This is a genomic window from Variovorax sp. GW821-FHT10D07, from assembly GCF_059415325.1.
Genome location: NZ_JBWKMZ010000013.1, coordinates 81,739 through 94,676, shown reverse-complemented (window position 1 = coordinate 94,676; position 12,938 = coordinate 81,739). Strand labels below are relative to the sequence as shown.

Below are 12,938 nucleotides of genomic sequence, written 5' to 3'. Positions count from 1 at the left end.
TTAAGGCAACATTAACAATCCAGCATCTTCCAAGGGTCTTCGGCTTGAGAAAAACATAGGTTGAAATTTTGCATATTCTTTTGGTCGAGGACGATTCCCTTATCGCGCGTGGAGCAGCCGCGGGGATGCGCCTGCACAATCTCACCGTCAGCCATGTCGCCAGTGCTGCAGCGGCGCAAGCCGCGCTAGAAGCGTTCCACGTTGATGCCTGCGTACTAGACCTTGGCCTCCCGGACGAGGATGGGATGGCGGTTGTTCAACGCTGGCGCGAGCAAGGCAGGTCCGTTCCTGTTCTCATATTGACTGCCCGAGATGCCGTTGAGCATCGAATCAAGGGCCTACAAAAAGGTGCGGATGACTACATGCTCAAGCCCTTCGATATCGATGAACTCGTTGCCCGACTTCATGCCCTCGTACGAAGGGCGTCCGGCCGCAGCAGTGACAACATCGTGCATGGACCTCTGACAGTGACGGTGTCGACAAACTCCGTTCAGTTAAACGGAAAAGATGTCGAGCTCTCGCGTAGAGAACTTACGCTGTTGAGCGTGTTACTCCAGAATCCTCGCCAGATTTTGAGCATGGAACGTCTTAGAGACAGCCTCTATGGCTTCGATCAGACAGTTGAGAGCAACGCTGTCAATGTCCACATTCACCATCTGCGAAAGAAGCTTGGAAGGAACATCGTAGAGACAGTAAGAGGACTCGGATTTCGTCTAGGGAGGGCCGGCGAATGAGTTCTCTTGCGACGTCAAAGGATGCCACCAAGACGTTCAGTCTTCGTCTGCGACTACTGGCTGTTATCGGAGTTTCGCTGCTCACGCTTTGGAGCTTGGTCGCTATCTGGATGCTGGTAGACATCCGTGCGGAGCTTCGTACCGTTCTGGACGAGCGCCTTTCCGCCTCGGCACACATGACCGCCGGACTTATGGCTCAGATCCCGTCGATCGCTAATTCGAAAAGAGAGTCCGCCTCAGCCATTCTCAACACCGTTGTGGGCGACGGCCTCGTATGCGAGGTGAGCATCGTGCGAGGTGAAGTGGTTCTTCAAACTGTCTCCAGTACATCGCACAGCCCCGGACTCGCGAATGTTCCCCTCGGCTACAGCACTCGCCTCATAGGAGAAGATTTGTGGCGTAGCTACGTCTTGAAGCAGGGCGATTTGCGGATCGCTACCGCCGATCGGCTAGCTTCACGTGAAAGTCTCTTGAAGGACGTAGGGCTTGCGATAGGTATACCTTTTTTCATTGCGCTTGGCGGAAGTTTGGTTCTCCTATGGTTCAGCATCGGTAGCGGTCTTCATCCCTTGGAGTCTATTCGCGCGGAGCTCGCCACCAGAGTACCCGGGGATACATCGCCGCTCCCGGACTCTCCTGCACCTTCTGAGCTGAAACCACTTCTAGAAACAATTCAACGCCTCATCGATCGTATTCAAGCTGCGATGGCACGGGAGCGTCGTTTCACTGACGATGCCGCTCACGAATTACGCACGCCGCTGACGGGCATCAAGACAAATCTTCAAGTTGCAAAAATGGCGCTTCCCAAGTCTGAGGATCTAGCAATGTCTAGGCAATCCTTGGCGGATGCCGAGGAAGCGACGCTTCGATTGGAACGAACACTGGATGAGCTTCTACAGCTTGCAAGGCTAGAGAGTCAGCCTACCGAATCAGCCTCTGAATCTTCATTTATTTACAATGCGATTCGTACTGCTGTAGACGACTCCGCCTCGAACCGGAGCATTCGTCAACGCATCACCCTGCGAGAAAGTGAGGACGATCTTTGTACGCCGATACCCGAGGTTCTTGTTGCCTCCGCGATCCGCAACCTCCTCGACAACGCGCTGCGCTACTCACCTTCACACACCCCTGTTATTGTGACAGTAGAGCTTCATCGTTCAGGGATCGCCCGCATTGGCATCCTTGATGAGGGTCCTGGCTTGAGTGAGACAGATCGGGCTAGAGCGCTGGAAAGATTTTGGCGTGCGGGAAGCGACCGCAGAGGAGGCGGGTTGGGTCTGTCGATCGTGGATGCCATCGCCAAGCGCTATGGCGGCTCGCTCGAGTTGCATCCAAGAAGTAGCGGGGGATTGGAGGCCCGGCTAGAGCTACCAGTTCTCCCCCTTGGCCTTTAAAATTTGTTTTTATTAACTTCGGAGGGAAAGGAATGGCTATTCCGGATTCAGTCGGCCCGCTTGCTGCTGCGATCGTTACATTGATAGTGGCCCTCGGGAAAGCCATCAAAACTGTCTTCGACTTCCATGATGACTATCTCTTAAAGCGGCGCTTCAAGAATTTGACCTTCTTGAAAGAACAAGCTGCCACCAACGAAGACACAGCTCGGCTTATCGACGCGGCCAGAAGCGAATTGGCATTCGCAGGCGTCTTCGGCCTTAACGTCTCGCCGCTATTTGGAACTGCTGTTACCAAGTTGCACGAAACGAGATTGTTTTCGGTCCGCGAGCTCCGGATGTCTCGGTACTACATGCACTTGAACGACAACCAAGAATTAGAAGTCCGAGTTAGGACAGGAGCGATTCTTGCGGCTTTGCTGTTTATCTACATGGTTCTCACGGGATCCTACCTGGCTTATGCAGCAATCTCTCTGTATACCCAGAAAGGCGTTTCTTCGATATCGACATCCGCCGCAATAGCAGTAGCGTTCTTTCTCATGAGTGTCTTTTTTATGAAAGACATCTTGGAAGTTCTTATTGCATTTCGCGTCCGCTCGAAACTAGCGCAACACCGAGCCAAGCTTCAGGCTGCCGCAACACCACTACAAACAACCTCGCACTCTAATTAGCCGTTGGCATACGGTAGATAACCATGTCGTCGCACACCACAGATTCCATCATTCGCGTTGCGCAAGCAGGCGGCGGTCCGATCATTCTTGGCCCGAATCTCACGACGGATGCCGTCGTAAGAATCGTGCAAAGCACTGCGGCGCAGGTCATAGTGAAGGCGGGCAATCGCACCACTGATGCTCTAGTCCGAATTGCTCAATCTGGCGGACATCGCGTCACCATCGATTTCAGCTAAAGCCATCAACGCGCGGCCTAACGGGCTCGATAGTTAGCACGGCCGCTAGACCAGCTGTCAAGTTGGACTCACCACTTGAAATTTGGCCAGGCGGACCAATTCCCGAAATCCTCGCGCCTGGAGTTTTCTGCATGAGCGCGCTCCGTAATCTCTCGATCGAAAGCCTGGTATGCGGGGGAGAACGTCGAGATTTCATCGAGCAGATGAGGCAGTCGTCGAAAGCGTGCCTTCCCCGCCGAACCGTCAAAAACGAACCTGTACGACTGCTGGGACACGAACTCCGTGAGGAAGTTGTCTGGCGGCAGACTGAAGTTGGCGAGCCAGCGCATGCAGATCGCTCCAACGGCGGGATCGAACGCTAAAAGCGCTTGCTCGGCGCATGCCTCCAGCGCGAACAGATGCGCGTGAACGCTGCGGCTGGTCGGTGTATACGCGCTAGCTGCACGAAGCATCCCAAGTTGCGTGAGAAACTCTGGCCAGAGGATGCTTACAGCAGCGTATCCTGCAAAATGAGGCTCATCTGCATCCCATTTGTCTCGAGCGCCTTCGGAAGCCTTACGAAAATTATAAGAAAGACCAAGGACGAAGTCGATGTGGCTCGCCGGTATCGGGCCGTTCTCGGACGTCAAGTACTGGATCGTGTCACGAAAGCTGGCGAAGTCGAGCCAGTCCCCGCCCAAGGTGATTCCAGCGCCGTACTTTGTGGGACGAGAAACAAGCATGATGATGAAGACTACCTAGCGTATAGATTCTCACATGCTACTCGTAACACATGAGTTGACTCTCGACTCCGAAAACGCTTCGGACTGTTCTTGGATAGAGAGCTAGCCTCGTTTCTCATCGCCGGAGCGCTGCGAACCTCCCGAACGATTCGACTTTGTCCTTTGGACTCGTATCAAGGACTCGGCCAGAAGCCCCTGCGTTACTAGGTGAGCTGTCTTTTCTTCGTCTATGCGCCCCTTTAGCGTAGACAACTGCTGTCCTAGCGACTGAACTTCGGCGCGAGCCTGTGCCAGATCAACCTTCTCGGCCCCAATCTGTTCGCGCAGACCTGCCTCTACCTCACGGGCTGAATCGCGTACTTTCTGGAGTTTTTCCAATGCCGCCTCGAGCCTTCTGGCTGCGGCTTCCTCGCCTTTGACGCGTCGTTGCTGCTCGTCGACAAGCTCTGCTTCCACGGCCTTGGCTGCAAGCCTCGCTCGATCGATCTCCATCAGCATGCGAGTTTCTTGAGCAGAGTGACGAGCTTCGGCCTGACGTAGATCTTGGTCTTTAACTGCCAAGGCATCTACGTGTTCTTGACGCGTCCGATCTTGCATCTCGGCGGCTCGAGCGAGCAGGCCGGTCAGACGGGCAATCTCCCCGTCCAGCACAGCATGATTTCGCTGCGCCTCGACGGCATGCTCTCGCAGCTGGCGCTCCAGCGTTTCACGCGCCTGTTGGGAAGAAGCGAGAGCCGCATCCAAGCTCGTCCGAGAGTACGCAAAGGCCTCCTCCCGCTGCATCAGTGCTCGCTGGGCCTCCTCCAACGTAGCAGCGCGACGCTCAAGCTCTGCCTGCACAGCAGCCAGTTCACCGCGTTGCACCTCCTCAGCTTCGCGTCTTGCCGTTTCCCAGAGCAGCTTAGCCGCGTTGCGCACTCCTACTGGCATCTCATCCGCATCATTCGCGCCACCCGGTACGCGACCGAGCTTGAAGCTAGCCAGACGGCTCCCAAGCGTCGCAAACCACCGCTCGAGCATTGGGCTCACGGTGTTAGGAGAGCCGCGTCCGATCTTTAGCCGCACCCGTTCGATGGTGGGGCGCTTACCTTCGGCCAGAAGCACGTCGGCCGCCTCAAAAACGTCACGTTCTTGAATCCCGCGTCCCTTGATCTCAGCCACCTGAATCATTCGACCTCCTAAGAGCCTTTTTGCAGCGCACTTCGCTTGAATTCGGCTACGCTCAGCAGCCACAGAACTACCCTCGATAAGCGTTGGTTATCGCTACTTATCTAGATAATTTGTAATGAATCATATGTCATATGTAGGATATTTTCGGTGGGCAAGGTAGCTGATGGCGCCGGCTTCGGCAAAATTGAGCGAAGGGGAAAAAACCCCACGGCACTGCCGGGCCCAACGAACGGCGTGCTCGAGGCGGGTCGCTTGGCAGCAGCCACGGAAGCCGCGGCACGGGCGCTATTGCGGCAAGGCGAATCAATCAACACGCGCGCCTCTTACGGCTCCGCCATGAGGTACTGGTGCGCCTGGTATGCCGCGCGATATGGAGAAGCGCTAACGCTGCCCGTACCGGTCCCAGTGGTTGTCCAGTTCATCGTCGACCACGCCAGCCGCCGAAATGAAGAAGCAGAGTTCGATGACGGCCAGGCCATGGCGAATTTGCCACTGGCCGGCGCAGTGCCGCAGCCAAGCGCCTTAGAACCAAGTCCGAAGCGACGCGCGGAAACAGGCGGCTCGGCCGGCTCCAAAAGACAATCCAGCGCGCGAGCGGGCGGGTTGCTCACGGAAATGCCATCCGATGTCGATGCGGCGCTCGTAGCCGCCGGGTACAAGACCAGGCCGGGGCCACCCGCACTCAGCACGTTGGTACATCGCATTGCCGTCCTGTCCAAGGCTCACCAGATGGCAAAAGCCGCGGACACACGCCAGCCGGACGCCGCCAGCAACCCGAAGGCGTCCCAAAGCCTTGGCGACCAAGGAGCGGCCTCAACGAACCCCTGCGCAGACCCGCTCGTGCGTGAACTGATCGCACGTACCCGTCGCGCCTATGCCCAACGCGGGGAACAACCCCAACGTCAGCGCGCACTCACAAAAGGCCCCCTTCAGCAACTGCTTGCCACATGCGACACCTCCCCCAAGGGAACTCGCGACCGAGCGCTGCTGTTGTTCGCATGGGCTACTGGAGGCCGGCGCCGCTCTGAGGTTACCAACGCGAGGCTTGAACACCTCCAGAAGGTAGATGCCTCATCGTTTCTCTACACCCTTGGGCACTCCAAGACCAATCAGCTCGGGACGTTACGGCCAGAGGACGTGAAGCCCCTGGTAGGCAGTGCGGCAGTGGCCATGCAGGAGTGGCTGAACGTACTGAAAAGCCACGATATCAAGCATGGCCCGATCTTCAGACGCATCCGGCGCGGCGGGCGCCTCGGCGAGCCACTCGCCCCCGCTGCCGTACGCGACATCGTAAAAGAGAGATGCGAGCTTGCCGGCATCGAAGGAAATTTCTCCGCGCACTCTTTGCGCTCAGGCTTCGTGACTGAAGCGGGACGCCAAGCCATGTCGCTGGCCGAGACAATGGCCATGACGGGCCACCAGAGCGTCGCGACAGTAATGGGATATTTCAGAGGAGAAGCGTCCCTGGCTCTGAGAATTGGATCGATGCTTGACTCAGATTCTCAGACTGACCAACTGTCTTCGGCGTCACCGGCCGGAAAGAAGCAGTAGCTCGGGCAATAGGACGGAGAGATCCCTCCAATCCATTGACACTTTAAGCGTCTACGCGCTCCAACCAAGTTGCGATGACCCCAGCTCACCACGCGCGTCACAACCAATTCTGAAAACAAGGCAATTTCAAGCTTCCTTATGAAGAACTTCATAAGAAATCATTGGATTCGGGCAGAGGTCCGTCAGTAGCATCAGCGAACTGATAGGGCTTCGTCCAGCGATGGCACGGACCGAGCTGCTCCGCCCACAGACACACCGGCGGATACACGTCAAGACAAGAGATGACAGAAGATGAGACAAAAAATCCTTGACGCCCACATACACCTTTGGGATCTGAAAGAGAACTCCTATCCATGGTTGGCTAAGGATGCACAGTCGATGGCGATCGACTGTGGCGACTACTCTTCGATCAAGAGAAACTACCTTGTCGCCGATCTACTTCACGACGCGGGTGATTTTGATGTCCAAGGCCTCGTGCACATTCAGGCCAACCATGACCCCAGCGATCATGTGCGCGAGACGCGATGGCTGCAACGCATCGCCAACGAGAATTCCCCTGGGGGTCTACCGCAAGCGATCATCGCCAACATAGAACTCCAAGCGGACGACGCAGCACGAACACTCGAAGAGCATTGCCGTTATCCGAACATGCGCGGGATCCGGCAGATTCTTCACAAGGGCCCACTAGATTCGCGCCCGTACAACCCTCTTGTTGATCCCAAGTGGACTCGAAATTTTAGGCTGCTCGCTCGAAACAATCTGGTTTTCGAGGTCCACGCCATGCCTTATCAGGCAGACGACGTGGCAGCCCTCATGCGCGACAACCCCGAGACGACATTTGTTGTTACTCATTGCGGGCTACCACTGTGGCGCGACGAGGCGGGATTAGCTCGATGGAAGCTTCATATGCGTCGCTACGCAAGCTATTCCAACGTCTTCTTGAAGCTCTCTGGCTTTGGACTCTTCGATCGAAACTGGACCGCAGCCAGCGTCCGACCAACCGTTCGGGATTGCCTCGAAATCTTCGGGGATGACCGCTGCATGGTTGCGTCCAACTATCCAGTTGAGACCCTAGCCCGGCCCTATCAATACGTATGGTCCTCGTACCTACAGCTGTTCGCAGATCTTTCTCAAGCAGAGAAAGACCGACTATTTTTCAAAAACGCCGAGTGGGTCTATCGAATCCAACTGCCTAAAACATCAACGATGGAGACAAAATGAAAAGACGAGAAATTCTTGGGATGATTGCAGCCTCTTCTCTGCTAGGTGTCGACAAGACCTTGGCGCAGGCTCAAAGTTATCCAACGAAACCGATCAGGGTGACCGTGCCCTATCCCGCAGGAGGGGCAACCGATGCGTTCGCTCGTGCCGTGTTCCAGAAGGCGGGCGAGCTCATCGGGCAACCGATGGTGATCGAAAACCGACCTGGAGCAAGCTCCACAATCGGAGCGGAGTTCGTGGCTCGAAGCACGCCAGATGGGTACAACCTACTTTTCAGTGACTTTGGTACGTATGCCCTGAACCCAAGCCTATATCGACGCTTACGTTACAACCCACAAGCCGACTTCGCGCCTGTATCTCTCGGGGGGCGCATTCCCATCCTCCTACTCGTGAATCCAGCCAAGCTTGATGTGAAAAGTTCTTCGGACTTCGTATCGGCGGCCAAGCGTGCGCCCGGCACGATCAACTATGGTGCCCCTGGACCTGGTGCGCCAGTCCACATGGCCATGGAGTTCTACAAGTATCGGCAAAAGTTGAACATGGTTGCGGTACCGTACAAGGGTGGTGCGGACGCACTGAATGACCTCTTGAGCGGCCAAGTTCACGCCATGTTCCTCGACGTTGCATCCGCGCTTCCGCACCTCACCGCAGGAAAACTGCGGGCCATCGGTATTGCCAGCCCTCAGCGCATTTCCGACCTGCCAGATGTCCCGACCATCTCAGAATCTGGGCTGCCGGGTTTCGAAGCGTACATATGGAATGGATTCTCAGCGCCGGCGAAAACGCCTGCCTCCGTAGTCAAGAAACTTAATGAAGCATTCACCGCTGCAGTGGGCGATGTGAGCGTCCAGCAATGGATGAAAAAGGCGTATATCGAGCCGATATCCGGAACTCCCGAAGCTTTTTCAAGTTACATGCTTGCAGAAACGCAGAAATGGCATGAAGTGATAAAGGCTGCGGAAATCACATTGGACTAGTCCAGCACCCTCATACGCAGAGAAGGTTCCTCAGAAGACGAACCTTCCCTGCCAAGGGTGGCGCAGGACCATCCGCTCGAGATCGCGATCAGGATCTAGCTATAGGTGGCTCGAACAGCTGCAAACGCCGCTTGCACAATCGGATCATCCGCTCGCTTAGCTAGCGAAATGAAGCTCAGTTCGGCCGTCAAGCTCAGCCGCTGCTCAACCACCAAGCCGTGAGTTTGAGCGACCTGCAAAGCAATCGAATCCCTGGCCAACGACAAACCCACACCAGAGAGAACCAGATCGATCATTGATGCCTCGAGGTCTACCTCGGCGGCAATCGTCGGGCGTACGCCCAACTCATCAAACTTTCTGGTCAACATTCGATGATGTGTGGAATGCTCATGCGTCCAGACCCAAGGTAGCGCTGCGACCTCATTCCAACGCTTGCCTCGTACGCGCGACGCCCAGCCGCGTGGAGCAATCACATAGTAGACGACAGGGCGCAGAAGGACCGCGTGGAATTCTTGGCCTGCAACTTCTCCCGCAGCGCCCAGGTGGAACGCCGTGTCAAGCGCACCATTTCGCACCTGGTTGAGCACCCAACCAGACATACCGTGGCGTAGCCGCGGTTGTACGTTGGGATGATGTTCAACCAGGTACTGCAAGCAGGCCCCGAGACGGATCGTCTCCGGATTCAGAATGGTCCCAATGCTGAGAGATCCATACACACCGTTGCGCATGGCCTCCGCCATGTGGCCGAAGTCGTCCACGGTCTCGAGGATCTTCTGAGCGACAGGAACCAGCGTCTGGCCCTGCGGGCTGAGCATCAAACCTCTCGCCGTACGATTGAATAACGCTACGCCAAGCAACTCCTGCAGACTCTTGATCTGCATGCTCACAGCAGGCTGGGTGAGGTGCAGACTCTCTGCAGCGCGCGTAAGGTTACCCTCGCGCGCAACTGCAACGAAGGCGCGCAAATGCTGCATGTCCACGGGCGCTCCCATATGGAGCGGCATTCTACGACCTAAGCACTAGCTCATTTCCCCGGCCGACTCGCCTGCCGCGACCAAAATTCGACGAGCCCGCTCGAGGATCGGCGCGTCAACGAGCCGTCCATCCACCCTGATGGCCGCTCCGTTCGCGGAACCAGCCGCGCTCAGGATCCGTCGTGCCCATTGGCGATCAGCAGCTGGAGGGAGGAAGCCAAAGTTCACTGCTTCAATCTGCGTTGGATGAACGCACAGCTTCGCACCAAAACCAAAACGCTTAGCTCGTTCGATCTCCGCACTTAGCTGCGCCTGATCATTCAACGCGAGACAAACGCTATCGACAGGCGCCGCCAGACCCGCCAGCTTGGAATACATCGCCAATAGCGATCGGAAGTAGTTCAACGGTTCGTCATCATCGACAACACCGGCCTCCAGCATCAGATCAGCCGCTCCGAGCATGAGTTGCCGCACACCGGGAACGCGCGAGATCTCCGCTATGTTGTGAAATCCGGCCAAGGATTCAACCAACAGATAGAGTGCTCGGTCCCGCCCAAACGCTCCACCCAGATGCGAAATTGCGATTCCGGAATCAGGCTTTGGCACCACTAGCCCGTGCAGCGGAAGGGCGGCGCACGCACGTAGGTCTTCTTCGAACCATGTCGTCGTCACTGCGTTCAGTCGCACGAGAAGCTGGCAACCGGCGGCATCACAAAGAGATCGCAAGGAAACTGCCCCCTCTGCCAACGCCATGCGGGCCTTCAGCTTGTCCTCGGGAGCCACAGCATCTTCAAGGTCCACGATCACAGCGTCCGCGCCAGTTGCGACAGCCTTAGGAAATCGATCCGGACGAGTTGCCGGCACGAAAAGAAAGGAGTGAAGGGGTGCCATATGAGTTCTCAGTCAACAGTGATGTGGGCGGTCCTGATGAGATCGCCCCACTTGGCAATCTCAGCATCGATGAATGCAGTCCAAGCAGCCGCGCCGCGTGGATCAGGCAGCAAACCACGCGAGAGCATCTGCTCTCGCACAACCGGGTCGCTCACGACCGTTTTCACATCCGCGCCGATCCGATCGATGATCGCTTGCGGGGTGCCGTGTGGCACCGCCAGCCCACCCCAACTGACAGCCTCAAAGCCGGGATAGCCGAGCTCCGCGATTGTGGGCACATCTGGAAGCTGAGGCATACGCTGAGCAGTGGCGACAGCGATCGGCCGCACAGTACCGGCCTTGATCTGGGGCAAAGCCGACGCCACGCTATCGAACAGGAGGGGAACCTGCCCACCGATCACATCCTGCATCGCGGGTCCGCTACCTTTGTAGGTCACGCTGATCACCTTCAGCTCAGCCCGGTGCCGGAAAAGCTCGGCCGATAGATGCTGCGTCGTACCAGGTGGGCCACCGATCGCGATAGCCACCTTGCCCGGCTCCGCTTTGGCTGCGGCGACCACATCTGCAACGGTCTTGTATGGCGAGGCGTTATTTGCCACCAACATGATCGGGCCTAGGTATACACCCCCAACCGTATCAAAGTCCTTGCGCGGATCGTATGGCAGCTTGGGATACAGGCCCGGGTTGATTGCCATGGTGGATGAAGGTGCGACCACGATGGTGTAACCGTCTGGTGCCGCAGATTTGCCGGCGACCATGCCCGGGACGCCGCTTCCACCGGGCTTGTTCTCCACGATGACCGATTGCTTCCACATCTGGCCAAGCTTGTCTGCCAGAAGGCGAGCTGAAATGTCCAACGCGTTCCCGGGCGGGGTCGGCACCAAGAGTTTGACGGGCTTGGCTGGCCAGCTTTGCGCGGATGAAGCGCCGCAGATCGCGGCAAAGGTCAGGGCGACGGACCAAGCCCGCAGAAAATTTAGTTTGCTCATTTTTGTCTCCGGTTGTCTTTTCATCCTCTGGAAGGACTCAGCTATCACATCACCCCGGCTTCGCGCAAAGCATTCAGTTCCGCCGGGCTCATACCAAGCAGTCCTTGGAAAACCTCTTCGTTGTGTTCACCGAGAGCCGCCCCGAGCCAGGTAATCGAACCGGGGGTGTTTGAAAGCTTCGGAATGACGTTCTGGACTGCCACCGGACCGATTCGCGAAGGCACCAATTTGATGTTCTCGCGCAGTTGATACTGTGGATCCTCGAATATGTCTGCGACGCTATAGAGCGTCGCGGCCGGTACACCGCCTTCGTCACACCGCTGGAGTACGTCGGCACAGTCGATAGATGCAGTCCAGGCAGCCACTTTTGCATTTACTGCCGGTCGCTCCGCCAAGCGATGCTGCACTGGACCCCAGCGTTCAGGCGATGCAAGCTCGGGCTCACCCATGACTTGCGCAAGGCGGGCAAAGATCTTGTCGTTGGTGCACGCGATGGCCACCCACTTACCATCGCGCGTCTGGTAGTGGCTATGTGGAACCACGTTCACGGTGTCTGCGCCTTGTCGTTCCCGTACCTCACCCGTTTGTTGATAAACAGGAACCATCTCATCGAGAACTCGAAACATCGATTCATAGAGGGCCAGATCGACCATTTGACCCACACCGGTCACGTCGCGCGCCCGCAGGGCGAGCAGCACGCCGATCGCTGCGTACATACCGGATCCATAGTCGGCCAACGATGTCGAGCCCGGAGTCACCGGAATTCGGCCAGGCTCACCCGCGAGGTAGGCAAGTCCCGAAAATGCGTGAGCTACGCGCGCAAATCCCGGGCGGCCTTTGTAGGGGCCTTCTTGCCCATAAGCGGAAATACGAACCAGGATGGCCCGCGGGTTGATGCGTTGAACTTCTTCCCAGGGAAGATCCCAACGCTCAAGAACACCAGGCCGATAGTTCTCTACGATCACATCGCTACAAGCGACCAGCCTTTTCAGAGCAGCCTGGCCTCGAGGGTCACGAAGGTTGAGCGTCACGCATTTCTTGTTGCGACTCTCATTGAGCCACATGAGCGTATCCCCGCAGTCGGTCCTAGTTCCAAAGCGCCGCAACGAATCGCCCGTGCCTGGTTGCTCGACCTTGATAACCTCTGCACCAAACTCCCCAAGGATGGTGGTGCAGAACGGACCCGCAACAAAAGTGCCTAGATCTAGCACCCGAATGCCCGATAGGGCTTGCGATTTCTTCTCTGAGGGGGAGGTTGCCGTCATTTTCCGCTTCGATACTTGCAAACATTGCTGATCGAATGCTAGGCAGCCATCTCTAGACGGTCCAATGACTTATGCTGAAGTGCATTATCAAGCGCACTAAATACGCTGGTCCTGCCGCGAGATGCGGGACGTTTCTCCCTGCTCGC

Annotated in this window: 13 protein-coding genes; 7 read left to right on the top strand and 6 right to left on the bottom strand. The window is 56.8% G+C overall.

Annotated elements, in window-relative coordinates:
- Positions 1 to 68: 68 nt before the first annotated feature.
- From AC07PU_RS31065 to AC07PU_RS31050, 4 genes are read left to right on the top strand one after another with little or no spacing between them, the layout of a single operon-like run.
- Positions 69 to 734, top strand: a complete 666-nt coding sequence (locus AC07PU_RS31065; RefSeq protein WP_495322133.1) for a response regulator — start codon at positions 69 to 71, stop codon at positions 732 to 734.
- Positions 731 to 2,128 (top strand): ATP-binding protein, encoded by a 1,398-nt coding sequence (locus AC07PU_RS31060; protein ID WP_495322132.1) that lies wholly within the window; start codon positions 731 to 733, stop codon positions 2,126 to 2,128. Before AC07PU_RS31065 ends, AC07PU_RS31060 begins: the two co-directional genes overlap by 4 nt.
- 32 nt (positions 2,129 to 2,160) lie before the next feature.
- Positions 2,161 to 2,796 (top strand): hypothetical protein, encoded by a 636-nt coding sequence (locus tag AC07PU_RS31055; RefSeq protein WP_495322131.1) that lies wholly within the window; start codon positions 2,161 to 2,163, stop codon positions 2,794 to 2,796.
- Between the two features lie 23 nt (positions 2,797 to 2,819).
- Positions 2,820 to 3,032: a hypothetical protein gene (locus AC07PU_RS31050; RefSeq protein WP_495322130.1), complete on the top strand. Its 213-nt coding sequence runs from the start codon at positions 2,820 to 2,822 to the stop codon at positions 3,030 to 3,032.
- Positions 3,033 to 3,100: 68 nt separating this feature from the next.
- Here AC07PU_RS31050 and AC07PU_RS31045 read toward each other — a convergent pair whose 3' ends face one another.
- Both AC07PU_RS31045 and AC07PU_RS31040 read right to left on the bottom strand, forming a co-directional pair.
- Complete coding sequence (locus tag AC07PU_RS31045) at positions 3,101 to 3,754, bottom strand: DUF6904 family protein (RefSeq protein ID WP_495322129.1); 654 nt, start codon at positions 3,752 to 3,754, stop codon at positions 3,101 to 3,103.
- Positions 3,755 to 3,856: 102 nt separating this feature from the next.
- The gene (locus AC07PU_RS31040) at positions 3,857 to 4,924 is read right to left on the bottom strand and encodes a DNA-binding protein (protein ID WP_495322128.1); all 1,068 of its coding nucleotides are present in this window, start codon (positions 4,922 to 4,924) and stop codon (positions 3,857 to 3,859) included.
- Positions 4,925 to 5,329: 405 nt separating this feature from the next.
- On the opposite strand from AC07PU_RS31040, the gene AC07PU_RS31035 reads away from it, so the two are divergent.
- The 3 genes from AC07PU_RS31035 to AC07PU_RS31025 all read left to right on the top strand — a co-directional run bounded on the left by AC07PU_RS31035 (position 5,330) and on the right by AC07PU_RS31025 (position 8,673).
- A complete protein-coding gene (locus AC07PU_RS31035; protein ID WP_495322127.1) occupies positions 5,330 to 6,475 on the top strand; it encodes a site-specific integrase in 1,146 nt (381 codons plus the stop codon).
- A gap of 291 nt (positions 6,476 to 6,766) precedes the next feature.
- Entirely contained in the window at positions 6,767 to 7,696 is a 930-nt protein-coding gene (locus tag AC07PU_RS31030; RefSeq protein WP_495322126.1) for an amidohydrolase family protein, read from the top strand.
- A complete protein-coding gene (locus AC07PU_RS31025; RefSeq protein ID WP_495322125.1) occupies positions 7,693 to 8,673 on the top strand; it encodes a Bug family tripartite tricarboxylate transporter substrate binding protein in 981 nt (326 codons plus the stop codon). The genes AC07PU_RS31030 and AC07PU_RS31025 overlap by 4 nt, the downstream gene beginning before the upstream one ends.
- Positions 8,674 to 8,768: 95 nt before the next feature.
- Here AC07PU_RS31025 and AC07PU_RS31020 read toward each other — a convergent pair whose 3' ends face one another.
- From AC07PU_RS31020 to AC07PU_RS31005, 4 genes are read right to left on the bottom strand one after another with little or no spacing between them, the layout of a single operon-like run.
- On the bottom strand, positions 8,769 to 9,653 hold the full coding sequence (locus AC07PU_RS31020; protein WP_495322124.1) for a LysR family transcriptional regulator: 885 nt from the start codon (positions 9,651 to 9,653) through the stop codon (positions 8,769 to 8,771).
- A gap of 39 nt (positions 9,654 to 9,692) precedes the next feature.
- Positions 9,693 to 10,538: an HpcH/HpaI aldolase/citrate lyase family protein gene (locus AC07PU_RS31015; protein WP_495322123.1), complete on the bottom strand. Its 846-nt coding sequence runs from the start codon at positions 10,536 to 10,538 to the stop codon at positions 9,693 to 9,695.
- A gap of 8 nt (positions 10,539 to 10,546) precedes the next feature.
- Entirely contained in the window at positions 10,547 to 11,527 is a 981-nt protein-coding gene (locus tag AC07PU_RS31010; RefSeq protein WP_495322122.1) for a Bug family tripartite tricarboxylate transporter substrate binding protein, read from the bottom strand.
- Positions 11,528 to 11,571: 44 nt separating this feature from the next.
- A complete protein-coding gene (locus AC07PU_RS31005) occupies positions 11,572 to 12,792 on the bottom strand; it encodes a CaiB/BaiF CoA transferase family protein (RefSeq protein ID WP_495322121.1) in 1,221 nt (406 codons plus the stop codon).
- Positions 12,793 to 12,938: the final 146 nt, after the last annotated feature.

Coding starts and splice junctions, on each gene's coding strand:
- AC07PU_RS31060 (WP_495322132.1), top strand. CDS start 731: ATGAGTTCTCTTGCGACGTCAAAGGATGCCACCAAGACGTTCAGTCTT.
- AC07PU_RS31055 (WP_495322131.1), top strand. CDS start 2,161: ATGGCTATTCCGGATTCAGTCGGCCCGCTTGCTGCTGCGATCGTTACA.
- AC07PU_RS31050 (WP_495322130.1), top strand. CDS start 2,820: ATGTCGTCGCACACCACAGATTCCATCATTCGCGTTGCGCAAGCAGGC.
- AC07PU_RS31045 (WP_495322129.1), bottom strand. CDS start 3,754: ATGCTTGTTTCTCGTCCCACAAAGTACGGCGCTGGAATCACCTTGGGC.
- AC07PU_RS31040 (WP_495322128.1), bottom strand. CDS start 4,924: ATGATTCAGGTGGCTGAGATCAAGGGACGCGGGATTCAAGAACGTGAC.
- AC07PU_RS31030 (WP_495322126.1), top strand. CDS start 6,767: ATGAGACAAAAAATCCTTGACGCCCACATACACCTTTGGGATCTGAAA.
- AC07PU_RS31025 (WP_495322125.1), top strand. CDS start 7,693: ATGAAAAGACGAGAAATTCTTGGGATGATTGCAGCCTCTTCTCTGCTA.
- AC07PU_RS31015 (WP_495322123.1), bottom strand. CDS start 10,538: ATGGCACCCCTTCACTCCTTTCTTTTCGTGCCGGCAACTCGTCCGGAT.
- AC07PU_RS31010 (WP_495322122.1), bottom strand. CDS start 11,527: ATGAGCAAACTAAATTTTCTGCGGGCTTGGTCCGTCGCCCTGACCTTT.
- AC07PU_RS31005 (WP_495322121.1), bottom strand. CDS start 12,792: ATGACGGCAACCTCCCCCTCAGAGAAGAAATCGCAAGCCCTATCGGGC.